At 62.4% G+C, this 23115-nt stretch carries 20 protein-coding genes; 14 read left to right on the top strand and 6 right to left on the bottom strand.

The window, feature by feature from the left end:
- The first annotated feature begins 5 nt into the window (after nt 1–5).
- The 14 genes from G3W89_RS32765 to G3W89_RS32700 all read left to right on the top strand — a co-directional run bounded on the left by G3W89_RS32765 (nt 6) and on the right by G3W89_RS32700 (nt 15486).
- Entirely contained in the window at nt 6–2540 is a 2535-nt protein-coding gene (locus G3W89_RS32765) for a VirB4 family type IV secretion/conjugal transfer ATPase (protein ID WP_159597453.1), read from the top strand.
- A 4-nt stretch (nt 2541–2544) separates the two neighbouring features.
- Nucleotides 2545–3264 (top strand): P-type DNA transfer protein VirB5, encoded by a 720-nt coding sequence (virB5, locus tag G3W89_RS32760; protein WP_159597452.1) that lies wholly within the window; start codon nt 2545–2547, stop codon nt 3262–3264.
- Between the two features lie 113 nt (nt 3265–3377).
- On the top strand, nt 3378–3686 hold the full coding sequence (locus G3W89_RS32755; protein WP_070698001.1) for an EexN family lipoprotein: 309 nt from the start codon (nt 3378–3380) through the stop codon (nt 3684–3686).
- 11 nt (nt 3687–3697) lie between these two features.
- Nucleotides 3698–4783 (top strand): type IV secretion system protein, encoded by a 1086-nt coding sequence (locus G3W89_RS32750; protein WP_159597451.1) that lies wholly within the window; start codon nt 3698–3700, stop codon nt 4781–4783.
- Nucleotides 4784–5095: 312 nt separating this feature from the next.
- A complete protein-coding gene (locus tag G3W89_RS32745; protein ID WP_159597450.1) occupies nt 5096–5827 on the top strand; it encodes a virB8 family protein in 732 nt (243 codons plus the stop codon).
- Nucleotides 5824–6702: a P-type conjugative transfer protein VirB9 gene (gene virB9 / locus G3W89_RS32740; RefSeq protein WP_046532891.1), complete on the top strand. Its 879-nt coding sequence runs from the start codon at nt 5824–5826 to the stop codon at nt 6700–6702. The genes G3W89_RS32745 and virB9 overlap by 4 nt, the downstream gene beginning before the upstream one ends.
- A gap of 53 nt (nt 6703–6755) precedes the next feature.
- On the top strand, nt 6756–7835 hold the full coding sequence (gene virB10 / locus G3W89_RS32735) for a type IV secretion system protein VirB10 (protein ID WP_442907309.1): 1080 nt from the start codon (nt 6756–6758) through the stop codon (nt 7833–7835).
- The gene (gene virB11 / locus G3W89_RS32730; protein WP_159597449.1) at nt 7813–8883 is read left to right on the top strand and encodes a P-type DNA transfer ATPase VirB11; all 1071 of its coding nucleotides are present in this window, start codon (nt 7813–7815) and stop codon (nt 8881–8883) included. The genes virB10 and virB11 overlap by 23 nt, the downstream gene beginning before the upstream one ends.
- Before the next feature lie 221 nt (nt 8884–9104).
- On the top strand, nt 9105–11699 hold the full coding sequence (locus G3W89_RS32725) for a type IV secretory system conjugative DNA transfer family protein (protein ID WP_159597448.1): 2595 nt from the start codon (nt 9105–9107) through the stop codon (nt 11697–11699).
- A 110-nt stretch (nt 11700–11809) separates the two neighbouring features.
- Nucleotides 11810–12529 carry a KfrB domain-containing protein gene (locus G3W89_RS32720; protein WP_159597447.1) on the top strand — a complete coding sequence of 240 codons (720 nt, stop codon included), beginning with the start codon at nt 11810–11812 and terminating at the stop codon, nt 12527–12529.
- Nucleotides 12530–12540: 11 nt separating this feature from the next.
- Entirely contained in the window at nt 12541–13938 is a 1398-nt protein-coding gene (locus G3W89_RS32715) for an LPD7 domain-containing protein (RefSeq protein WP_159609101.1), read from the top strand.
- Nucleotides 13939–13959: 21 nt separating this feature from the next.
- Nucleotides 13960–14184 carry a hypothetical protein gene (locus G3W89_RS32710; RefSeq protein ID WP_070697993.1) on the top strand — a complete coding sequence of 75 codons (225 nt, stop codon included), beginning with the start codon at nt 13960–13962 and terminating at the stop codon, nt 14182–14184.
- Between the two features lie 500 nt (nt 14185–14684).
- On the top strand, nt 14685–15236 hold the full coding sequence (locus G3W89_RS32705; RefSeq protein WP_159597445.1) for an OmpA family protein: 552 nt from the start codon (nt 14685–14687) through the stop codon (nt 15234–15236).
- Nucleotides 15237–15249: 13 nt separating this feature from the next.
- Entirely contained in the window at nt 15250–15486 is a 237-nt protein-coding gene (locus tag G3W89_RS32700) for a TrbM/KikA/MpfK family conjugal transfer protein (protein ID WP_159597444.1), read from the top strand.
- Nucleotides 15487–15602: 116 nt separating this feature from the next.
- Here the strand turns inward: G3W89_RS32700 and G3W89_RS32695 are convergent, their stop codons facing one another.
- The 6 genes from G3W89_RS32695 to G3W89_RS32670 form a co-directional block, all read right to left on the bottom strand.
- Nucleotides 15603–18518 (bottom strand): Tn3-like element IS1071 family transposase, encoded by a 2916-nt coding sequence (locus tag G3W89_RS32695; RefSeq protein ID WP_003158660.1) that lies wholly within the window; start codon nt 18516–18518, stop codon nt 15603–15605.
- A gap of 214 nt (nt 18519–18732) precedes the next feature.
- Nucleotides 18733–19818, bottom strand: a complete 1086-nt coding sequence (locus G3W89_RS32690; RefSeq protein WP_159597432.1) for a relaxase/mobilization nuclease domain-containing protein — start codon at nt 19816–19818, stop codon at nt 18733–18735.
- Nucleotides 19805–20404 carry a plasmid mobilization protein gene (locus G3W89_RS32685; RefSeq protein ID WP_070697986.1) on the bottom strand — a complete coding sequence of 200 codons (600 nt, stop codon included), beginning with the start codon at nt 20402–20404 and terminating at the stop codon, nt 19805–19807. The genes G3W89_RS32690 and G3W89_RS32685 overlap by 14 nt, the downstream gene beginning before the upstream one ends.
- A gap of 235 nt (nt 20405–20639) precedes the next feature.
- A complete protein-coding gene (locus G3W89_RS32680) occupies nt 20640–21182 on the bottom strand; it encodes a DUF192 domain-containing protein (RefSeq protein WP_159609098.1) in 543 nt (180 codons plus the stop codon).
- The gene (locus G3W89_RS32675) at nt 21179–22321 is read right to left on the bottom strand and encodes a ParB/RepB/Spo0J family partition protein (RefSeq protein WP_159597431.1); all 1143 of its coding nucleotides are present in this window, start codon (nt 22319–22321) and stop codon (nt 21179–21181) included. The genes G3W89_RS32680 and G3W89_RS32675 overlap by 4 nt, the downstream gene beginning before the upstream one ends.
- Nucleotides 22321–23115 (bottom strand): ParA family protein (locus G3W89_RS32670; protein ID WP_070697983.1); only part of this gene is annotated, 795 nt, incomplete at its 5' end. The genes G3W89_RS32675 and G3W89_RS32670, both read right to left, overlap by 1 nt.

Raw genomic sequence — 23115 nt, 5'->3', positions numbered from 1 at the left:
GACTTATGTCTGCCCTGCCAAAACCTAAATACTTCGACCAAGTGAACAATGAAAGGGCGGTTGCGCCCTTCATTCCTTACAGCAGCCATGTGTCGCCGAACACCATCGTCACGACGCAGGGCGATTTCCTGCGCGTGTGGCGCGTGGCCGGCATCAGCTTCGAGACGGCAGAGCCGGACGAGATTCTGCGGCGCAAGGAACAGCTCAACACGCTGCTGCGCTCCATCGCTACCAGCAACGTGGCGCTGTGGACGCACAACGTCCGCCGCCGCACGTCGGACAGGCTCAAGGGCGTGTACGACAACGACTTTTGCCGCGAGCTGGATCGCAAGTATTACGACAGCTTCGTGGGCTATCGCATGATGGCGAACGAGCTGTATCTGACGGTCATCTACCGGCCGAATCCCTCGCGGATCGGCAAGGCGATGGCGAAGTCGGCGCGGCGCACCGTCGATGAAATCCTCAAGGATCAGAAGGCGGCCATCCGCAAGCTGGACGACATCGCCTATCAGGTCGAGGCCAGCATGCGCCGCTACGGCACCGACGAGAAAACCGGCATCGAGGAACTGCGCACCTATGAGGACGAGAACGGCATCGTGTGCTCGCAGGCGCTGGAGTTCTTGAACTTCCTGGTGTCCGGCGAGTGGCAGAAGGTGCGCGTGCCGGCCGGGCCGCTGAACGCTTACCTGGGCACGGCCTGGGTGTTCGTGGGCGCGGAGACTATCGAAATCCGCTCGCCGACGAAGACGCGCTACGCGATGGGCATCGACTTCAAGGACTACTCGGCGCACACCGAGCCGGGCATCTTGAACGGTCTGCTGTACGAGGATTACGAGTACGTCATCACGCAGTCGTTCAGCTTCATGAGCAAGCGCGACGGCAAGGACTTTCTGGAGCGGCAGCAACGCCAGTTGATGAACGCCGAGGACGGCAGCGCGACGCAAATCGCGGAAATGACGCAGGCCATTGACGAGCTGATTCAAGGTCAGTTCGTCATGGGCGAGTACCACTACTCGCTGCTGGTCTTCGGCGAGACGGTCGAGAAGGTGCGCCGCAACACCACGTCGGCCATGACGATCATTCAGGACAGGGGTTTTCTGTCCGCCTTGATCGCCACGGCGACCGACTCGGCTTTCTACGCGCAATTGCCTTGCAATTGGTCGTACCGGCCGCGCGTGGCCGGCCTGACCAGCAAGAACTTTGCGGGCCTGTGCAGCTTCCACAACTTCCGCGCGGGCAAGCGCGACGGCAACCCGTGGGGGCAGGCCGTGACGCTGTTCAAGACGCCTTCGGGCCAGCCGCTGTATTTCAACTTCCACTACTCGAAGGGCGACGAAGACGCCTTCGACAAGAAGGTGCTCGGCAATACCCGCGTCATCGGCCAGTCCGGTGCGGGTAAGACGGTGCTGCTGAACATGCTTCTGTGCCAGTCGCAGAAATACAAGCCGCGCTCGCCTGTCGGCTTCACGACGGTGTTCTTCGACAAGGATCGCGGCGCGGAGCTGCTGATTCGCGCCATCGGCGGCAAGTATCTGGCCGTCAGGAACGGCCAGCCGACCGGCTTCAATCCGTTCCAGATGGAAGCCAACGAGACGAACATCCTGTTCCTGGAGAAGCTGATTCGCGTCCTGGTGTCGGCCGGTGGCGAGCGCGTCACCACGGCGGACGATGCGCGCATCAGTCATGCGGTGCGAACCGTCATGAAGATGCCGAAGGAGATTCGCCGGCTGTCGGTGGTGTTGCAGAACATCACCGAGGGCACCGACAAGGAAGACCGCGAAAACAGCGTGGCGAAGCGCCTCGCGCGGTGGTGCGTCGATGACGGCCACGGCAAGCGTGGCCCGTTCTGGTGGGTGCTGGACAACGCGACCGACCTCATCGACTTCACCACGCACGCGAACTATGGCTTCGACGGCACGCACTTCCTGGACAACAACGACGTGCGGACGCCGATTTCCATGTACCTGCTGCATCGCATGGATTCGGTCATCGACGGCCGCCGCTTCGTCTATTTCATGGACGAGGCTTGGAAGTGGGTCGATGCCGAGGCGTTCGCGGACTTCGCGGGCGACAAGCAATTGACCATTCGCAAGCAAAACGGCCTCGGCGTGTTCGCTACGCAAATGCCTAGCAGCATGTTGAAGTCGAAGATTGCCGCGTCCCTGGTGCAACAGGTGGCGACGGAAATCTACCTGCCTAACCCGAAGGCGGACTTCACCGAATACACCGAGGGCTTCAAATGCACGCCCTCGGAGTTTGAAATCATCAAGACGATGGGTGAAGAAAGCCGCATGTTCCTGGTGAAGCAAGGCCATCAGTCGATGATCGGCCGCTTCGATCTGAGCGACGTTAAGGACGCTGACGGGAACACGGTAATTAGCTTCGGCGATGAACTCGCCATTTTGTCGGGCAGCTCCGATAACGTCGAACTGCTCGATGAAATTCTCGCCGAAGTCGGCGATGACCCGGAAGTGTGGGTTCCCGTGTTCCACCAGCGCCGCAAGGCACGGGTGGCGTCCTCTAAGCAGCAAGAAAGGTGAAATCATGAAGATGAAGGCTCTTGTCGCTGCGCTCGCCATCACGATGGCGGGCGCGGCCAGCGCGCAAATCCCGGTAACGGATGGCGCTTCCATCGCCAACAGCATCCAGCAACAAATCGAGACGATGGCGAAGTGGAAGATGCAATATGACCAAATGGTTAGCCAAATCGACCAGATGAAACAGCAGTACCAGTCCCTGACTGGCTCTCGCGGCCTGGGCAATATCCTGAACAACCCGGCGCTGCGCGATTACCTGCCGAGTGACTGGCAAGGCGTCTATGACTCGGTGAAAACGGGCGGCTATGCCGGCCTGAGCGGCCGGGCGGCCTCGATCTACTCGCAGTCGAAGATTTTCGACTCGTGCGCGCACATCACGGTCAGCGACCAGAAGAAGCTGTGCGAGGCGCGGGCCGTGAAGTCGGCCCAGGATCAGGCTTTCGCCCTGGATGCCTACGACAAGGCGAAGTCGCGGCTCAACCAGATTGACAGCCTCATGGCGAAGATCAACGACACGCCCGACCCGAAGGCCATCGCCGAGCTGCAAGGCCGGATCGCCGCCGAACAGGCAATGATCCAGAACGAGCAAACGAAGCTCCAGCTTTACGCGATGGTGGCCCAGGCCGAGGACAAGATTCAGCAGCAGCAGCAGCGTGAATTGCAGGCCCGCACCTGGGCGGCCCGCAAGGGCATTCAGGCAACGCCGATCACGTTCGGCACGCCGTAATGGCAATGGTGACGCCGGCGAGGATCTCGCCGGCGTCTTGCGTCACCATCCTTTGGTGACAACTTTTCGACCTGGCCAGCTCGGCCCCGTCACCAACGATAGGAGAGTGACCGATGAAGAAAAACGTAGTGATGATGCTTGCAGCAGTCGCGGCCCTGGCCCTGGCCGGCTGCAAGGAAGACAAGCCGCAGGAGGTCGTGCAAACGGTCGAGTGGTTCAAGGAGCACAAGGCCGAGCGCGAAGCGCAGCTCGCCAAGTGCAAGTCGAACCCTGGCGAGCTGGCCGCAACGCCCAACTGCGTCAACGCCAGCCGCGCCGATTCGTCTTCGACCTGGAGCGCACGCGGCGGGGCGATCAAGGTAGCGCCTCTTTCCGCTCCGTCTTCGGCCGCTCCGGCCAAGACCGAGGGCAACAACAAATAGGACGGTGACTTATGGACCCGATGGTTTTTCAGTTCATCGGCGAGACAGTGCAGAACGCTACCAATGCGTTCGTGACACCGGCCGCCACGAACTTGATGTACGCGCTGCAAATGATCGCCATCACTGGCGTGACGCTCTACATCGTGCTGACCGGCTACGCCATCAGCACGGGCGCGATTGAGTCGCCGTTTTGGACGTTCGTCAAGCAGTGCGTGAAGATCGTCATCATCGCGGCCTTTGCGCTCACGGTGGACGGATACGCCAACGGGGTGATGGGCGCGCTCAACGGCCTGGAAACGGGCTTGGCTGACGCGATGAACACGTCGGGCGGGCCGCCCGCCGCGAACATCTATCAGGTGCTCGACCAGTCCCTGGGCAAAGGGCTGGAAATCGTCGCGCAGTGCTTCCAGAAGGCCGACGAGGCCGGCTGGAACTTCGGCGCTGTGCTCGGCTGGGCCATTGCCGGCGTGGTCGTGGCGCTCGGCACCGTCCTGGTGTCGATGCTCGGCGGCGCGGTGGTCATCGTCGCCAAGTTCTCGCTGGCGATTGTGTTCGCCCTGGGGCCGCTGTTCATCCTGGCCTTGATGTTCCCGGCCACGGCGAAGTTCTTCGATTCCTGGTTTGGGCAGGCGATGAACTACATCCTGACCATCGTCATCATGGCAATCATCATGACGTTTGCCATGCGGGCATACGACGCCTTCATCGCGGGCGCGGACTTCTCCGGTAGCGGCGACTCGAACCCGATGTTCGCGGCGCTGCAAATCGGCGCGCTGACGGGCGTCCTGGTGTGGATCATCTTGCAGGCAGGCGGCATAGCCTCCGGCCTTGCCGGTGGCGTCTCGATGGCAGCGATGGGCATTCGCCATTTGGCGATGCCCGTCACGGGTGGTCTGCGTGGTGCGAAGGGCGTCGGCAACATGGTGAACCCGATGACGACGCGCCGCGATATGCAGTCCGGGATGATGGTCACGGCTCGCCGGGCCAACCATCTGGTGGCCGGCAACACGATGTGGAACCCGGCCTATCGCCAGCATGTGATGCAGAACATGGGCAAGAACTGGGGCCGCGCCTCGGGCGGCACGGTGAAGCAGTAAGAGGCCACGGCGGCCACCAACGGCCGCCCTGTTTTCACCGAAACAGGGCGGCTTTTTTTCGTCTTCGCGCAACCAAAATAGGGCACTTTGGTTGTGAATATGGTATATTCTGGCGTGCCGATTCATTTCACTTAGGGACACCAACATGAAACGGGTATCTGTCGTTCTTCTGTTCGCCGCCGCCCTCGCGGGCTGCGCCACGAACGCGCGTCCTCCGGTCGTGCCTTCGCTCGAAGGCAAGCCGCGAGTCCAGATCAACAAGCAGGTGCCGCCCGCAGCGGCTCCAGTCAATCAACGAGAAGGGGAGTAATCATGTTCGGACGCAAGAACCGCGCGACTGAACCGGCACCGAGTGCGGAGCCGGAAAAGAGCAAGGGCGAGAAGCTGCACGAGGCGGCTTTGAATTGGGAAGCATCGCGCGTGCTCCTGGTCGAGAAGTCGGAGCGCCGCGCCTGGACGATTGCGACGTTCGCCGTGGTGTGCGTGGTGCTGCTGGTAGTCGCCATCGCCTTGATGCTGCCGCTCAAGGAAAACACGCCCTACGTCATCCGCGTGGACAACACGACGGGCGTCCCGGACATCGTGACGGCGATGGACACGAAGGGCGTTCGCTTCGATGAGGTCATGGACAAGTATTGGCTGGCCCAATACGTCCGCTCGCATGAAACCTATGACTGGTACACGCTCCAGAAGGACTACGACACCGTGGGCCTGCTGTCCTCGGCTCGCGTGGGCCAGGAATACGCCGCGCTGTTCGAGGGTAAAGACGCCCTCGATAAAAAATACGGCAACTCGGTGCGCGTGTCGGTCGAGATTGTCAGCGTCGTGCCGAATGGCAAGGGCATCGGCACCGTGCGGTTCATCAAGACGACGAAGCGCGTTGATGATCCCAACTCGCCGGGCACTGTCACCAAGTGGGTGGCAACAGTCGCCTACGAGTACCGCAATCCGTCGCTGATCCGCGAAAGCGCCCGACTGGTGAACCCCTTCGGCTTCCAGGTACTGAGCTACCGCGTCGATCCTGAAATGGGGGTCGCACAATGAAGAAGATCGCATTCGCCGTGCTGCTGGCACTCGGCGCGGCCACGGCCGCGCAGGCGGCCGACGTGCCGGTGGGGTCGCGCTACGACGGCCGCATTCAGTACGTCAACTACAACGCGGGCGATGTCGTCATCGTCCGCGCCTTGCCGGGCCTCGGTGCCCGCATCGTCTTCGCTGCCGACGAAGAAATCCTTGATGTCGCGTCGGGCTTCACCCAGGGATGGGAGTTCTCCGACCGGCGCAACATCCTGTACGTCAAGCCGAAGTCGATCAAGACCGGCAGCGGCCAGGAAGCCATCGTGATGGCTCCCGAGGCGGGGAAGTGGGACACCAACTTGATGGTGACGACGAACCGCCGCATGTACGACTTCGACTTGAAGCTGCTGCCGGGTGGTGGCAACAGCGGCAAGGCACCGCAGAACCAGCGCGTGGCCTATCGCGTCGAGTTCAAGTACCCCGAGGACGAAGCGGCAGCGCGGGCGAGGGCGGCCGACAAGGCAAAGGCGCAAGCGAAGCTCGATGAGAAGCCCGCGCCGCGCAATTGGGCCTACTCGATGCAGGTCGGCGATGCCTCCGATGGCATCGCGCCGACGATGGCCTACGACGACGGCCGTTTTACCTACCTGAAATTCCCGAACAACCGGGATTTCCCGGCCGTGTTCATCGTGGCTGCCGACAAGTCGGAAAGCCTCGTGAACACGCATGTGGACAAGGATGTGCTGGTCGTCCATCGCGTGGCCCGCGAGCTGGTCTTGCGCCTGGGGAACGCTGTCGTTGGCGTTTACAACGACAAGTACGACGTGGACGGCCTGCCGCCCACTGATGGCACGACGGTTCCCGGCGTGAAGCGCGTAATCGTTGGAGGGGATGAAGAATGAGCAACCAAACCAATCAGCAGGCCGAGCTGGAGACGTTTGACGGCGAGCGCGGCATGCCGAGCGTGAACGATCACGGGCCATCGACTGCGAAGCGTGGCCTCATCGTCGTGGTGCTGCTCCTGGTCGTTGGCCTGGGCGGCGGTGCGGCCTACTGGAAGCACAAGCAGCGCGCCGACCGCGAGGCGGACGCGCAGCAAGCCAAGGCGATGCAACTCACCAGCGCCGTGCCGGCGCGCACCTTCACCGATCCGCCCGAGCTGCCTGGAGCTGCGCCGGCCCCTGCGGCTCCGGTGCCGGTCGTTCCTGCGCCGAGTGGGGCAGGGCAGGCGAGCGCACCGCCTCTGCCGGGCGATGCGGGCGGCAGCGGCCAGCAACGGCCCGCGCCTTCGCTGGACAAGTCAGGCTCGGGCCTGATGGCTGTCGCGCAGAAGGGCGACACGGGCGCGGATGCGGGCGGCCAGCCGGGCCGCGCTGCACCGCCGCCCGAAGGTGGCGGCCTCTCGGCCCTGCTGTCTTCGACGCGCACGCCGTCGCGCAAGGCCGGGCACTTGGGCAATCGCAACTTCATCCTGGCGAAAGGCAGCTTCATCGACTGCGCGCTGCAAACGAAGCTCGATAGCACGGTGCCCGGCATGACGGCCTGCGTCGTGACGCGCAACATCTACAGCGACAACGGCAAGGTGCTGCTGGTCGAACGCGGCTCGACCATTTCGGGCGAGTACCAATCGAACATGCGTCAGGGCATGGCTCGCATCTTCGTGCTGTGGTCGCGCATCAAGACGCCGAACGGCGTGGTCATCAACCTGGATTCCCCAGGCACCGATCCGCTCGGCGGCGCGGGCCTGCCGGGCTACATTGATAACCACTTCTGGCAGCGGTTCGGCGGCGCGCTGATGCTGAGTCTGGTCGATGACGTTGCACGGTATGCCACCCAGGGCACGAACAACAACAGCGGCCAAATCAATTTCAGCAGCACGGGCGAGGCCACCCAAAACATGGCGGCGGAAGCGTTGAAGAACACCATCAACATTCCGCCAACCCTCTACAAGAATCAGGGCGAGCAAGTCGGTGTCTACATCGCCCGCGATCTGGACTTTTCGAGCGTGTACGATGTCGCAGCAACCAACCAGTGAATACCTCGCGGCCTCGCTGAACCGCGCGACTTCGGTCGATTTCCACCTTCAACCGCTCGCCACCTGGATGAGCGATCCGGCCATCACGGAAGTCTGCGTGAACCGGCCGGGTGAAGTGTGGTGCGAAAGGGCTTGCAAGTGGGAACGGCACGAAGCGCCGGCTCTCACTTACGAGCATCTGCGTTCGCTGGCGACGGCCGTCGCCAAGTTCTCATCCAACGACGTGTCGGACGTGCGGCCGATCCTCTCGGCCATCCTGCCGCAAGGCGAGCGCGTGCAAATCGTGATGCCGCCCGCGTGCGAGCAAGGAACGATTTCGGTCACGATCCGAAAGCCGTCCTTCACGGTTCGCACGCTGGATGACTACGCGAAGCAAGACTTCTTCGCTCACATTCGGCCGATCAGCGCCGAACTGAGTCCCGACGAGCTGGAGCTTTTGCAGCTCAAGGAAAAGCACGATTACGTCGGCTTCCTGCGTCGGGCCGTCCAGCTCGAAAAGGTCATCGTGGTGGCCGGCGAAACCGGCTCGGGTAAGACCACCTTCATGAAGGCGCTGATGCAGGAGATTCCCCAGGATCAACGCATCATCACGATTGAAGACGTGCCCGAGCTGTTCTTGCCGAACCATCCGAACCACGTCCATCTGTTCTACCCGTCCGAGGCGAAGGAAGAAGAAAACGCGCCCGTGACGGCGGCGGCGCTGCTCAAGAGCTGCTTGCGCATGAAGCCGACTCGCATCCTGCTGGCCGAGCTGCGCAGCGGCGAGACGTTCGACTTCATCAACGTGGCCGCCTCGGGCCACGGCGGCAGCATCACGAGCTGCCACGCCGGTTCCGCCGAACTGACGTTCGAGCGCCTGGGCTTGATGGTGCTCCAGAACCGCCAGGGCCGGACGCTTCCCTATGCGGTCATCCGTCGCCTGCTCTACATGGTGGTGGATGTCGTGGTGCATGTGCATAACGACGTGTACGGCGACTTCGGCCGCCACATCACCGAGCTGTGGTACGAGCCGAAGCTGAAACGCGCACCGGCTCCGGCTGATGCGTAGGGCGATGGTGACAGGCCCGCGCGATCGAGGAGCTGCGCCTGTCGCCAATCATGCACGCCGCCCCCTCCGGCCCCTGGCCGGGGTGGGGAAAGGCGGCAAAGCCGCTGCGGTGGTGACGAACGCATCCAACCTGGTGGATCTGTTCGTCACCATTTTGTTTTTCTGGATGGTGACGCCGGCGAGCTGGCCAGGTCGTCGGCCTGTCACCAAAGGGGATTGATATGGAAATGCCTAAGTGGGTGAAGTGGCTATTCGGGTTGGCCGTGTTCATCGCCGCGACGGTGGGCATCGTGTGGCTGTCGGGGTTTGTCTTCTTCCTGTTCAGCAAGGCGAACCCGTTCGGCAAGACCGACTTTTCGACGTGGTGGACGTACTGGCAGTTCTACCAAAACGATCCGGTCGTGGCGAAGCGCCTCACGGTGTCCATGATCGTGGCGGCGGCCGTGGGCTACGGCGTGCCCATCGTGCTGACGATTGCGGCGCTGCGCGACGTGCGGACGCTGCACGGCGAAGCCCGCTTCGCCAAGACGCCGGAGATTGCCAAGGCCGGGCTGTTCGACAAGACCGGCATCATCATCGGGAAGTGGAAGAACCGCTTCCTGATGTTCGCCGGCATGCAATTCGTGCTGCTGGCCGCGCCGACTCGCTCGGGTAAGGGCGTCGGCATCGTCATCCCGAACCTGCTCAATTGGGCCGAGTCGGTCGTGGCAATGGACGTGAAGCTGGAAAACTTCCTCATCACGTCCAAGTTCCGCAGGAAGTGGGGGCAAGAGGTCTATCTGTTCAACCCGTTCTCGATTGCCGAGGACGCCGAGGGCAACCCGCTGAACGGCAAGACGCACCGATACAACCCCCTGGGGTACATCAGCGACGATCCGCGCATGCGCGTGACGGACATCCTGGCGATTGGCTACTCGCTCTATCCGGGCGAAGGCCGCGATGCGTTTTTCGATGATGCGGCGCGAAACCTGTTCCTGGGCCTGACGCTGTACCTGTGCGAGACGCCCACGCTGCCGCGAACCATCGGGGAGCTGCTGCGCCAGTCGTCGGGCAAGGGCCAGCCGATCAAGGATCACTTGCAAGGCATCATCAACCAGCGGAACTACCGCGAGGTTGAGGAAGTGGACGAGGAAACGGGCGAGATTGCGAAGACGCTCGTTCCCGTGACCGAGTGGGACGGCGAAGGCTTGCCGCCGCTGTCGAGTGAATGCGTCGATGCGATCAACCGCTTCACGTCCACCTCGGACAACACGCTGTCGTCCATCATGGCGACGTTCAACGTGCCGTTGACGATGTGGGCCAGCCCCATCGTGGACGCGGCCACGTCGGCGAACGACTTCGACTTGCGCGACGTGCGCAAGCGGCGCATGTCGATCTACCTTGGCATTCCGGCCAACAAGCTGGCCGAGGCGAAGCTGCTCATCAACCTGTTCTACACCCAACTGGTGAACCTGAACACGAACCAGCTTCTGCACGCCACGCCCGAGCTGAAATACCAATGCTTGATCCTGGCCGACGAGTTCACCGCGCCCGGCCGGATCGGCATCATCGACAAGGCCAACAGCTACATGGCCGGCTATGGCCTGCGCCTGCTGACGATTATCCAGTCGCCGGGCCAGCTCGAAGCCGAGCCGCCGAAGGGCTACGGCCGCGAGAACGCGCGCACCTTCGTGACGAACCATGCGTGCCAGATTTTCTACACGCCACGGGAGCAACGGGACGCGAACGAGTATTCGGAAGCCCTGGGCTACATGACGGTTCACTCGAAGAACAAGAGCAACGGCCGGGGCGGCACCAGCCTTTCCGAGTCCATCGGCGAGGGTGCCGGCCAGCGCCGGGCTTTGATGCTGCCGCAGGAACTCAAGGAAATGAGCCAGCGCGAGCAAATCATCAGTCTGGAAAACACGAAGCCGATTCGCTGCGAGAAGATCGCCTACTACGCCGATCACGCTTTCATGGATCGGCTCAAGTCGGTGTCGCCTACGCTGGCGAAGCTCGGCCGCAAGCTGCCGTCGAAGAAGCAGCTTGAAGATGTGTGGGGTTCCGGCGAGCTGGCTTCGCCTGTGCCGTCGCTCGATCTGGACTTGCACGAAGCTGTCGTTCAGTCGCGTATCCGCGAGCTGACGACGGCCGATGTCGAGAAGGGCATCGACCTCCGCAAGCTGGCCCTGGACACTTCGGCGCTCAAGGTGGCGAGCGGTAGCGAAGGCATCGCGCCCGAACAGGTCGAAGACTTCGTGAACGGATTCTTCGACGCCCTGGACGCCGTGAACGAGTACGACGACGAGGAAATCGGCGACGACGGCATCGGCGAGCGGCCGAGCGACGACGAGCTGGCCGCGCTCGATGCCGAACCGGATGCCGGCGTCGATGCAGCCGCCCAGGCCGAGGCAGACGACGCGGCCGAGCTGGACAACGTGCTGGACACGGCCCTGGACGCGGATACAGCGCAGAACGCCATCGCGGTGGACGTGGACACCGACGACGACGCGAATGCCGCCCAGGACGCCCAGGAAGCGCCCCAGGCGCTGCCGGCGACGGTGGCCGAAGCCGACGACACGGCGGACGATGAAACTGTCTTGCCGGACGGCCTGGACGATCTGCCGAGCGACGACGAGCTGGCCGCAATGATGGACGCGGCCATGCCCGGCGACGACGGGATGCCGGACGAGGCGGACATGCTGGCCGCCCTCGATGCGATGGAAGAACCGCCGATGCTGGACGATGAGCCGGCACCGGAAACCGAGTCTCGCGCGCCTTTACTGGATTTAGGCGTGCTTGACAAGCCCCTGCCTTCAACGAAGAATGCTGGTTAAGGCATGAATTTGGTATGTGTCGATGAACGTCGGCAACTACCAAAACGGGCGCAGCCCAAGGGCGACTTCACCGCAAGTCGCATTTTTTGAACTCCATAGGAGCCTTCACCATGAATGACCGCACCATCCCTGCCGGCGACAACGCACCGGCCAAGCAACCCGCGAAGCAGCGCCCCCAGGTGGGCGACTACCTGATGAAGATCGAGGAAGTTCCGAAGGAAGTTCGGGACTACGCGATCAACAAACTTTCCCCGAAAGACGCTGACGGCAACCGGCTGAAAGACGACGCCGGCAAGGAAGTTCGCGCCGGTATTGCCGCTGCGAAGGAGAACGGCAGCTACTACGGCCCCGTTGTCCTGAACAACGACAAGTTCATCGTGCAGGCCGTGGGCAAGGATCGCAGCTACGCGGTAGTGCATCCGAAGGACAAGGTGGAGCTGCAAGGCTCCACGCTGGCGATGCTGGACGCGAAGAAGCAGCTCAACGGCTTCAACGTCCAGATTCACTACACGGGCGACAAGGCGAAGGCGTACCCGTTCAAGCCGAAGGAAGCGACGGCCGATCAGGCGCAGGGCCAGCAGCGCGACCAAGCGCCGAAGGCCAAGGAAGCGAAGGAGACGATGAAGCCCGAAGCGTTGCTTGCCCAGGCGCAGGAATACGCGGCCGGCAACATCAAGAACGCGAACCAGCGGGCCGCGTTCTTGAAGCACATGGAAGCCGTGACGAAGCAGGCTTTCGAGCCGCGCGAGCAAGCGGCGCAGCAGGCCGCGAAGCCGGCACCGACCAAGGCGCAGCCTGCGAAGCAGGCTGACAAGGGCATCGAACGTTAAGGGGCGCGAACATGGCTGAAATCAACAAGGGCAACGCGCCCGAAGTCGATGCGAACTTGAAGGAGCAAATCGACGGACTCAAGCAAGTGACAACCGAGCTGAACGCCTCGATGCGCAGCCCTGCTGTCGGCATCATCGAGATTGACGGCAAGCCGGCCACGGCGGTGAAGTACGAACGCGGCGAGAAGGACGGCCAGCCCGCCTACAACGTGTCGTTCACGATGGACAACAAGACCGTGGCGAAGCTCAAGGGTCTTGATGACATCGACCTGGAGAACGCAGTCGGCGAAAAAAATGCGAAGGCAATTCGTGAAGCTGAGGCCGAGAAGGGCACGCTGAAAGGCGCGGCGTTGGCGAATGAGTACGGCCTTTCTCCCGAGGAAAACGCCCGTCGCATAGCCGAAAAGGAGGATCGCAAGCAGGCCGAGTTTGACCGCATGCAACCGGACGATCCGACCGAGAAAAACGTCGTGTCGCACGAGCCGGAAAAGCTCGAAGAAATCGACGTGGACGAGGCACTGGCCCGCGTGGCGCGCATGCGAGAGGCCGAGCGTCAGCAGCGTCTTGCGGCCGAGCAAAACCAGCTCGGGCAGCAGGCCGAGGGCAAGCGCATCAAGGTTGAAAACCTGTCGGAGAAAGCCCAGGAACAAGACGACGCGAATCGCATCGCCGAGCGCACGGGTGCGGATACCGCCTACCCCGAACAGGTATCGACCGAGCGCGAGAAGAACCGGCAAGTGGAACTCATGCAGCAGGTTCACCAGCAGTTCCGCGTCTCCGGCGCGAAGTTCCATTTCAAGGATCAGCCGCAGCGCGTGGCCTTCAAGGACAAAGGCCCGCGCATGGTGTCCGCGTCGAACGATGAGCGTGTCGCGCACGCGATGGCGACGATGGCCGAGGCGAAGGGCTGGAAGACCATTCGCGTTTCCGGTCATCCTGACTTCCAGCGCGAGGTCTGGATGGAAGCGAACCTTCGCGGCATAGAGGTTCGCGGGTTCAAGCCGCAGGAGAAGGACTTGAAGGAGCTGGAAGCCCGCCGCGATCTGCGCTCGAAGAACGTAGTCGAGCATGAGGCCACGCAGACGCGCCAGGACGCGCAGAAAGGCCGCCAGGGCACGCAGCAGGACACCGGCAAGACCCAGGCCGCGCCGCAGCCTGAAAAAGCGCCTGAGCGGTCGGACAAGGCCAAGGTGGTGGCCGCCGTCGCCGCCGAAGTGCTGGCCGAGAAGGTCAAAGACCCGAAGCAGCGGGACGCGATCATGAAGGCCATCAACGAGCGGCTGGAACAGCGCGAGAAGGCCGGCAAGGTGCCCTCGGTGCCGGTGTACGACAAAGCCGCTCCGACCACGCAGCAGCAGCCCGAGCGCAGCCGGCCGCAGGTCGAGCGCAACGCCGAGCGCACCCGTTAATTCACTCTTGGAGACACGACTATGGACTTCTGGAACGAACAGGCCGACCAGCTCGAAAAGGCTCTGCTGGACAACGCGCCGGCCCTGGTGCTGCACTACATCCGCACCGCCTCGCCCGAGGCGGTCGCGGCGCTGGCTGGCGATGCACTGCCGGCCAGCGACAACACGCGGGCGTCGGTGGTCGCCACACTGGCCGCACGACTGGATCAGTCGATGCCGGCCGGCGCGTACTCGCGCAGTGCCTGAATGCAGCCTCACGACACGCTGAAACTGTCTTGGAAACGGCAAAAAGCCTTGCGCGACAAGGCTTTAGCCTACTACATATAATATAGATTATGTAAAATGACCGGCGGATTATGATAGCGCCAGTCTATTGATGGTGACGCCGCGGCCGCCTCGATGCGCGCTCGATGTCACCATTTTTTTGCCCGCCTCTTTCGTTGGTGACAGTTCCGCCGCCGGCGCCGGCGAGATCCGTCACCAATCGCCCGGACGTGGTGACACGGCCAGCCCAGCCAGGCGCGGCGGCCGTCACCATCGGCACGCTGCGCAGCTCCCGTGTGTGGTGACAAACGCATCCAACCTGGTGGATCTGTTTGTCACCAATGCCGGCACGTCGGCCGACCTGGACAGCTCGACGCATGTCGGGCAAGACAATTTCAGCGCCGCGCCTATCCTCAAACGCTACCAAGATGTATAATTTTGGTTCGCAAAAGTCACCAACTAAGGGGTTCAAAATGCGTAGATTGGTCATCATCAGTTGTGCCGCCATGCTTGCCGCGTGCTCGACGCCACCTAAACCGCCGACCGTGGACGGCACGAACCGCACGGCGGTGAATGACGCGGAAACCGCCTCCGTGCTGTCCCTCCGGGCCGATCTGGCCGAAACGAAGCAACGAGTGCGAGAACTGGAACGCCGGCCGGCCGCAGTGCCGGCCGTCGTGCATCCAGCACCGCCGCCCGCGCCGGTTTCGCACACGGTCACGGTTCACTTCCCTTTCAACTCGGCACACTTCCAGCCCACGGCGGCCCAGGAAGCCGAGCTTCTGCCGCTCCTGGCGAATGCTCGCCGGATCGAGGTCAGGGGCCGCACGGATGCCGAGCGCCCGAGTGCTGGCGATGAGCGTATCGCGCTCAAGCGCGCACAAGCCGCCATGAACTACTTGGTGGCCCGTGGAGTTCCCGCGACGAAGGTATCGGTCAACTACCTGTCGGGTGGCGACCATGTAGCGGAAGGCGGCACGGCCGTTGGCCGCGCGCAGAACCGCCGCGTGGAAATCGAGGTTTTCAACCAGTAAGGAGGAATCGACTATGAAGAAGCTCGCCCTTTTGCCGCTCGCGCTCGCGGGCATGTTCAGCGCCACGGCGGCCCAGGCCGACGATGGCCTTTTCACTGGCGACGTGCGCCTCGCGTGCGAAGCCGTCTTGTGCTTGTCTTCGGGCACGCGGCCGAGCGAGTGCGCTCCGTCGTTGAAGCGGTACTTCTCGATCAGTCACAAGAAGCTGTCGGACACGCTGAAAGGGGTCTCCTCGTTTTCAGTGCAATAAGTGACGGTACGAAAAGCTAGCACTGGCGCGGAGGTGGTGTTGGTAGATCGTTGATTTCATTGACTTTCCTGTTCACTTTCAAATCTGCGATTCGTGGCGTCAAACCGTGGTCGGTTTCATCCATTGGTGCCAGTTATCGATGCATTTGGCCGCGAAGGCAGGATTTGGTCAGCATAGCGGTCAACCGGGAAGCGAAACACACCCCGCAAGTTGATGCTCTCCAGCCTGGTGGGCGCAATCTTCCCGATCAGTTCCGGTGGAATGACCTGGCGGCGGTTCGACCAGCGATCCAGGACCGCCTGCATCTGTGAGGTATTCCACGCCATCACGATGTTGGCCATCAGGCTCAACGCATCGGCCACAGCCTGCATTTCATCGACACGTTTGGCCTGCGCCGGGCTGATCCGGCCGGTATAAATGGCGCGCTTGAGGGCGTTAACAGCCTCGCCCCGATTGAGCACCCGGCGCAACTCGTTCCTGAAAGCGTCCTTGACAAAGTAGTCAGCCAAAAACGCCGTACGCAGCAACCGCCCCAATTGCACGCCAGCCTCATAGATTGGATCGCCCTGGGCGGCAGAACCGAACCGCGCAAGAGCTGCCACCGCACTGGCATGTCCGCTCATGACCGAGGCTGCCAGGTGCACCAGACTATCCCAATGCTTTTCGATCAAAGCGACGTCGACATTGGCTTCGCACACCGCAGCGATTTCTGCGGGCACTTTGGTGCCGCGTGGCACAAAGAGGTGGCGCTGTTTGAGTTCCTTCAACCGCGGGCAAAGATCAAAACCAAGCAAACGGGCATGTGACATGGCAAAGTCGGTGTAGCCATGGGTATCCACAGCAAGCTGGCTGGTCTCCAGCTTTTCTTGGCGGATGACACCTTCAATGGCCACGCCCGCCTGGCGCTCATTGAGCACAAAGGGCTGCGCATGGAAGATGCCCCACCGGTCTTTTACATGGGAGTAGATTCCAATGGAAGGTGTGTTGCGCCGAGGATCAAGCCGGGCTTGCCACACCCGTTTGGTGGTCTCCATGGTCATCATGTCAGAAGATGCCAAATCGGACCGCCCCCAGGTGGCGGCAATCGGGTGTCGCTGCATGAATTCCAGCACAGCCTGGCAGGCCTGGCTCAGACGCCGTTCGTCCCGCGCCCAGCGCATGGCCTGGCGAATGCTGGTGGCAGACAATTGCGGAATCATGCGCGCGCATTCGACCGCAGTCAGACTGGTGCCGTGGGCCATGATGCCGGCATAGACCATCAGCAGCTCGTCGGTAGAGCGCGGCTCACGTCCGAGCATGATCCAGCTAAAGCGCACCTGGGCGTCAACGGCCAGAATCACTTCCGGCAATTGAACCTCACCGATGCGGTGATCCAAAGCCGCGCGCAGCTTGGTCACTTCTGGGTCTTCGTCCTCTGCGGGCAATGGCGACAAATGGAGTTCATCATCCACGCGCAGTACGCCACTGCGGGCTGCAGCGGCCACCGCATCGACACCGGCAGTTACTCTGGCCAGCAAAGGCTTCAAGAAAGTGGCAGCCTTGCTGGGTAACGATAGACGGGCATAGTGTTTCTTGGACTCTGCCTGCCAACGCTCGTCCGTGAAGAACAAGCGCGCACGACCCCGAAAGCTCAGGCTGTGCTCAATCCAGACCGAGCCATTGCGCACCGCGCGGCGCAGGGCAAACAGGGTGGCCACCTCCAACGCCTGAAACGCCCGTTCCCGGTCTGGGCTGGAGATCGAAACCTGCCAGATCATTCCCAGACTTGGTGCCACCACTTCAACTGGCAGCTTTCTGGATCCTTTGAGATATAAAGCTTGCAGCTTGGCAAGGTACTCGATGGCAGGATGCTCGCCGGTGGCCTGCCAGGGCAGCTTTGCAATGGCGACGAGCAACGACCGCACGGGGCGAATTCCATCAATCAATCCCTCGCGGACCAGGGAGGCCCTGCTCGGTGGTTTGCGTTTCTGGGTTTCGGTGATCAAGGCTTCAAGACGGGCACGCAACTCAGCATCTGGCACCGCACCTTGCGCGCTCAAGGCAACAAGTTCGCCGAGCAGCGTTTTGTACATTGCGGCCCAATTGACGGTAGCGGGGACATCGGCGGCAGCCTGACGCCACAGATCGGCGATCCGGCGCTGCACCATAAGGATCAACTGGTCTGTGGTGGTGAACAGGCAATACCGAAGAAAGCATGCGACCTCCACGGTGCGCGCTGGCTCTTTGATCTTGGCTCCGGCTGAGGGCGGCCTGGAGACAAGTCGGCGCGCGTAGCGGCGCAAGATGAGATCGGGGATGTCTGCCAGGTGCTTATGAACGTCCAGCGTGTAAAGCAGGTCGATGCGCTCCAGTACCTCGCTGATTTGGCGGGTTGAGTGTTTCGCCGGTGCAGCCCATAGCCAACTCTGCTGGGTTTGTCCATCTGGGCGCAGCTCTGAAACTGAGGCTCGCCAGCGATCAAGTGTTGCTGGATCAACGCTGGCGGCGATGGCGGTGCCTGTTTCAACTTCAAGCTGGGCAAGTGCCGCCGCAATCAGTGTCCGAATTGCCCGCTCGTGCACGATCACCAGCTTGTTCTTGTACAGCCATTGACGCGCCCGCACGAGTAGCTGATCGCGGTCGGCGCAGCGCGCCACTTCGTCGCGCAGTTCACGTACCAGTGAGCGGCGCTGGTGCTCGCTCATCCACTGGAATCCAAGGACCGTGCAGGCTACTTGTTGGTGATCGAATAGCGTGCGCCCGCGTTCATACATGGCTCTCAGCGAGGCGACTTCTGGTGCTGCAATGCCAAGCTCGTTGCCAAGGTGGCGCCACAAGGCTACTGGAATTACCCGAAAGGCACCGAGCAAACGCCCACTCATGCGCAGGAAACCAATATGGAGCGCCAGACCAAGCTTGTGGGAATCACCTCGGCGTGCATTGATTGCGTCGCGCTCGGCACCATCGAAGGTGAAAAATGCCTTCATCTCGAAGTCGCTGATATCGCGGGGGAGCCCACGCATCCCCAAAAACGTTGTGTGCCAACCCTGCATCGTGAACCTCAAAAGTGGGAGGCCACCATACCCGTTTACAAAGCGAACAGGAAAGTCAATGAAATCAACGGTCTACCCAGACCACCCCCGCGCCAGTGCTAGCTTTGCGTACCGTCACTTATTGCACTGAAAACGAGGAGACCCCTTATAAGCGAAATCGTGTCAAGGCCGTTGGTGACAGAATCCACCAACCTGGTGGATCTGCCTGTCACCATCAACGCCCGCGCCCCTTGTCCTCTGCCCTGCCCTGCTCCGGGCTTGGCTTCCCTGGCTGCTGCGTCTGCTCGACGCCCTGCCCGCCCTGCTGCACCGTGGCCCGCTGCAACGCCTCGACCTGCTCGGCGTGCCGCGTCTTGATCGGCGGCATCTGCTTGACGAACTGGACAACCTCGACCGCTAGGCGCTTGTCGTCCTGGTCGCCGGTTGCCAGCGCCCGCGCCACCGTGCCGAAATCGTGCTGCACGCTCTTGCGCTGCGCGATGATGTTGTCGTGCGCCGGGTTGACGTGCTTGCGCCCTGCCCTTGCCTCCAGCTCGGCCGCCTCACGCTGCGAGGCGGACACGCGGGCCGGTGCCTTGCGCCTGCCTTTGGCGTGTTCTCGGTCGATGTGGCGGACGGCCTGCTTCTCGGCCTTCTGCACCACGCCCCGCACCTTCCTGGGCGTTGCGTTGGCCTCGATGCCCTGCTCCCGCAACTTCTCGGCGAACGTCTCGCGCCAGTGCTGCAAGTCGGCCTTGCGCGGGTTGAGCCTCACGCCGTCCAGGTCAACAGCCTTGACGGCTAGGTGAACGTGCGGGTGCTTCTCGTCGTCGTGTGCGGCAAAAACGTACTGGTGATTGCCGAACAGCTCGGACGCGAAGGCGCGGGCTGCATTCTTCACCGAAGCCCGGTCGGTGCCGGGCGGCATGGACAGCACGATGTTGAACGCCTCGCGCTTCTTGCCATCCTCGTAGGGGATGCCACCGCCGCGCCAGTCGTCGCGGACAGCTCGCACGTCTTCCTTGCCCTGGTGAACCCTGCCCTGCTCGTCCTCCAGCTCGACGGCCCCGTTCCGCGATATGTAGTCCATGTGCGCCTTGATGCTGCGCATGTCCTTACCGCCGCCCGAAATCTTCACCATGACTTCGGGAGCCTTGCGCACGGTCGCTGCCAGCTTTTCACGCCCGGCCGGCCTCTTGGTCGGCGCGGCCTTGGCATAGCGCCCGCCCGCGATGTTCTTACCCTTGCGGCCCTGGACGCGGCCGTAATCCGCGCGTTCGCCCCAATCCTTGATAACGCCGTCAATCTCACGCTTCGCCATCGCCGGCCCCTTTCACCTGGATGCCCCAACGGCTAAGGCTGGCGTCCTGTACGGCCGCCACCTTATCGGTATGCCGGTAGATGTACGTCGCCAGCTTCTCTATCTGCTCGGTCTTGATGTTCGCCGGCTTGCCTTCGTTCAACCGCTTGGCGATCTGGTTCAGATTCCGACCGATAGCCCGAAGCTGGTAGGACGACTCCCATAGGGCTTTCGTCGTCTCCATCGTGAACTGCGGTTCGTGCGTGAGGCTCGCGCGCACGCAGTTGATAACCCAACGCTGCGGCGAACAGCCCTCGGCCTCGGAACGGGCCGTGATGCCCTGGAACTCGGTCGGAGTGAAACGGACTTCAAGGCGTTCTTTCGGCCCGTCGTCCGGCTCGCCCTCGGTTTGCTCTGCAATCCAGCGGCGAACGTCGGGAGGCATGTCGTCCTGGATGATGTAGCGCATCAGCGCCCGCATCACCACGGACGGATTCTTGTCTTGCTTGGCGCAATGCTCGTCCCATTGCGCCTTCAACGGAGCGGGTACGCGAAGACGATATACGTAGCTATCTCGTGTCGCCCCAATCTCGGCCTTGCGCGGCATAGGTGCCTCCTAATCGGGGTGGGGGGGTCAATGTGCAAACGTAGTGTAGCACACACTACCGGCGTTAGCCTATCCTGCATTAGCCCACACCCCCCCACACTCTTTTCGTCATGACGAAGTTTTGGCCCTCTTTTGTCGGGAAACGCGGTCTTGCACCCGACACTCACGGAAGAATTTCGTGATGGGAACGAAAAAGCCGCCTTACGGCGGCTTTTGCTTGGCATCGAAACGTGGCCTACAGCGGTGAACAAGTTCGCCCGGTCAGTCGGACACCCTCTTTCAATCCGTGCGCCTGGAACTGCCCTCGTGCAAGTTCCAGCGCGTCGGATGCTGGCTTGATCGAGAAATGGTAGTCGTCGGTTTCCGGCTGCATGTCCTCGATGGCAAACAAAAGCCCCGTGTCGTCAAAGAACCCGATGGACAAAGGAACGCGGGTATCTCGCATCCAGAACACGCGCGGTTCCGCCTTCGCCCAGGTGAACAACATGCCTCGGCCTACGTCGTCACGCTTGGCAAGTCCCCTCGCCTGCTGCTCGACTGTTTTCGCAACGGGCACGCCCGCCAGGGTCGTGCCGTTGGAAAAGTGAAGGTCGCAGGCTTCCCCCGGCTGCGCTGCGTGGGCTTGCTGTCTGCCGACAGCAAACGCCACGGCCAGCCCGCAGACGATCAGCGCGGCCAGGACAGCCCAGGCACGGCCGGGCCACGATGTAGCACGCCGCCCCCTTCCGCCCTTGCGGGCGGGGTGGGGAAAGGCGGCTGCGCCGCTGTGCCGGTTCATTTGTCGCTCTCCGTCAAGAGGTTGATCTTGCAGCGGCCGGCATCGACTTCATCATCGCCGCCGCCATCTTCGTAGCGGATGCGGATCAGGCCGGGCGTGGTCGGCCTACGATTCAGCAGGACAGCCGCCGCGCGCCCTTCGTACTCGACCAGCAACAGCGGCTTTTTCATGGCGTCCGGGTCGGATACGGCCTTGCCACGCGGCCAACTGGTCAACTCGCCCAGGTCGCCGGGTTCAGTGCCGCCCGCGCCCGTGTCGTCGCCATCGGTGCCGCCATCGGTGCCGGGGGTCGCCTTCGGCTTGGCCTTCGGCTCTGTGCCTTGCTTGTCGGTGCCGCCCTGATTGCCGCCCGAAATTTCGTCATGACGAAATTTTTCCGGGTCGCCGTCGCCGCCTTCGGTGCCAGCTCCAGCGCCGCCGCCCGTGTCGGTGCCGCCAGCGTCGGCAGGCGAGGGCAGGGGAGCGACTGGCTTCTTCTTGCCTTTCAGCACGTCGCCCAGGTCGGCCACGCTCCGGCGCGTGATGTCCTCGGCCGTGTCGCACCACTCCTGCACCTGCTCGGGGAACTTCTCGGCGAGTGCGCGCAGCTCGTAGAGAGTCTTCGGCGACGTGCAGCGGCCGGACGTATAGACGGCCTCGATGCAGGCGGGCGCTTCGACCAGTGCAAGCAGCTCGGTGATGGCGTTCGCCGGCTTGCCCAGGCGGCGGGCGACTTCTCCCTTCTTCACGCCTTCGTCCAGCTTGCGCTTGATGAACTTGGCGAGTTCCATCGGGCGCAGCGCGAAGCGTTTTTCGTTCGCGTTCACTTGGTCGAAGTCGTCAAAGTCTTCATCGACAACCACGGGGATGTCTTCGACCTTGGCCCACTCCGAGCCGAGATAGCGCAGCTCGCCGTCGTTGATGATCCACTTGCCGGGCTTCGTCGGGTGCGGCTTCACGGAAATGGGCAGCTTCACGCCCCGTTCCTTGATGTTCTGGCCGATTTCCTCGATTTCCTCCGGCTTCTTCTCGGTGCGCGGCTGGTTCGGATCGGGTTCGATGTCGGTCAGCTTGACGCGCATCGCCTTGCCGTCCGGCTGCGCGGCAGCGGGGCCGGCCGGGACGGGCTTTTCTTCCAGTGCGGACAGGTCAAGGGCCATTACTCAACTCCCATTTGCGTGGCGATCTTGGAGAACACGGGGCGGATGTGCGCCCAGGCTTCGCGGGCGCTGCTCTTGCCGAGCTTCCAGACGGGCAGGCCAGCGGCTTGCGCTTCTGGAATGGCGGTCGTCTTCTTGATGGCGGCAAAGCCGGCACCGAGGGGAATCAGCAGCTTGGCGAAGGCGGCCGACAGGTCGCGCAGGTTCTCGCGCTGGAAGGGGGTCGGCTCCACGATGTTGGGAAGGATGCCGATCAGCTCCAGCTTCTTGTTGATGGTCGCCTTGATCTTGCGAATCCCGATGTTGTCGTGATTCAGCAAGTCGCCGATGCCGTCGATGGCTTCCTGGTTGAGCTGGAGCGGAGACAGCACGAAGTCGCCGACGACGAGGCTCGCCAGTTGGCGAATGTCCGGGTTCGGGTTGGTGTCGATGACGCACACATCGAAGCGGTCGGCAATGTCGGCCAGGAACGTGTAAAGGTTCGTGGCGAACTTGTTGTGCTCGGCGGCCTGCTTCTCCATCTTGATAAGCTCGGCATCGCCGGGCACCAAGACAAAATCAGCGTGCTCGATGCTCGCGGCGTCGGTCTTCGAGGTCAGAAGGCGGCTGCTGGTGATGGCGGACACGGTGGCGAGGCCGCCCGTGCGGATGGCTTTCGACGTGTTGCGTTGGTGGTCGAAGTCGATCACGAGGACGCGCTTTTTCAGCACGTCGGCGAGGTAGTAGGCGAACTGGACGGCGACGGCCGACTTGCCGACTCCGCCTTTCTGGTTCGCAAGAACTAGCGTTTTCAT

This window comes from Variovorax sp. PBL-H6, assembly GCF_901827155.1.
Lineage (GTDB): Bacteria > Pseudomonadota > Gammaproteobacteria > Burkholderiales > Burkholderiaceae_C > Variovorax.
Note: the sequence above shows the minus strand (reverse complement) of the source record. Positions and strands in the feature narration are given on the sequence as shown.

Bases quoted from the DNA above. Each gene is read 5' to 3' on its own strand.
- G3W89_RS32680 (WP_159609098.1), bottom strand. From the start codon at position 21,182: ATGAACCGGCACAGCGGCGCAGCCGCCTTTCCCCACCCCGCCCGCAAG.
- virB9 (WP_046532891.1), top strand. From the start codon at position 5,824: ATGAAGAAGATCGCATTCGCCGTGCTGCTGGCACTCGGCGCGGCCACG.
- G3W89_RS32725 (WP_159597448.1), top strand. From the start codon at position 9,105: ATGGAAATGCCTAAGTGGGTGAAGTGGCTATTCGGGTTGGCCGTGTTC.
- G3W89_RS32710 (WP_070697993.1), top strand. From the start codon at position 13,960: ATGGACTTCTGGAACGAACAGGCCGACCAGCTCGAAAAGGCTCTGCTG.
- G3W89_RS32755 (WP_070698001.1), top strand. From the start codon at position 3,378: ATGAAGAAAAACGTAGTGATGATGCTTGCAGCAGTCGCGGCCCTGGCC.
- virB11 (WP_159597449.1), top strand. From the start codon at position 7,813: ATGTCGCAGCAACCAACCAGTGAATACCTCGCGGCCTCGCTGAACCGC.
- G3W89_RS32695 (WP_003158660.1), bottom strand. From the start codon at position 18,518: ATGCAGGGTTGGCACACAACGTTTTTGGGGATGCGTGGGCTCCCCCGC.
- G3W89_RS32720 (WP_159597447.1), top strand. From the start codon at position 11,810: ATGAATGACCGCACCATCCCTGCCGGCGACAACGCACCGGCCAAGCAA.
- G3W89_RS32685 (WP_070697986.1), bottom strand. From the start codon at position 20,404: ATGCCGCGCAAGGCCGAGATTGGGGCGACACGAGATAGCTACGTATAT.
- G3W89_RS32750 (WP_159597451.1), top strand. From the start codon at position 3,698: ATGGACCCGATGGTTTTTCAGTTCATCGGCGAGACAGTGCAGAACGCT.
- G3W89_RS32675 (WP_159597431.1), bottom strand. From the start codon at position 22,321: ATGGCCCTTGACCTGTCCGCACTGGAAGAAAAGCCCGTCCCGGCCGGC.
- G3W89_RS32765 (WP_159597453.1), top strand. From the start codon at position 6: ATGTCTGCCCTGCCAAAACCTAAATACTTCGACCAAGTGAACAATGAA.
- G3W89_RS32700 (WP_159597444.1), top strand. From the start codon at position 15,250: ATGAAGAAGCTCGCCCTTTTGCCGCTCGCGCTCGCGGGCATGTTCAGC.
- virB5 (WP_159597452.1), top strand. From the start codon at position 2,545: ATGAAGATGAAGGCTCTTGTCGCTGCGCTCGCCATCACGATGGCGGGC.
- G3W89_RS32715 (WP_159609101.1), top strand. From the start codon at position 12,541: ATGGCTGAAATCAACAAGGGCAACGCGCCCGAAGTCGATGCGAACTTG.
- virB10 (WP_442907309.1), top strand. From the start codon at position 6,756: ATGCCGAGCGTGAACGATCACGGGCCATCGACTGCGAAGCGTGGCCTC.
- G3W89_RS32745 (WP_159597450.1), top strand. From the start codon at position 5,096: ATGTTCGGACGCAAGAACCGCGCGACTGAACCGGCACCGAGTGCGGAG.
- G3W89_RS32690 (WP_159597432.1), bottom strand. From the start codon at position 19,818: ATGGCGAAGCGTGAGATTGACGGCGTTATCAAGGATTGGGGCGAACGC.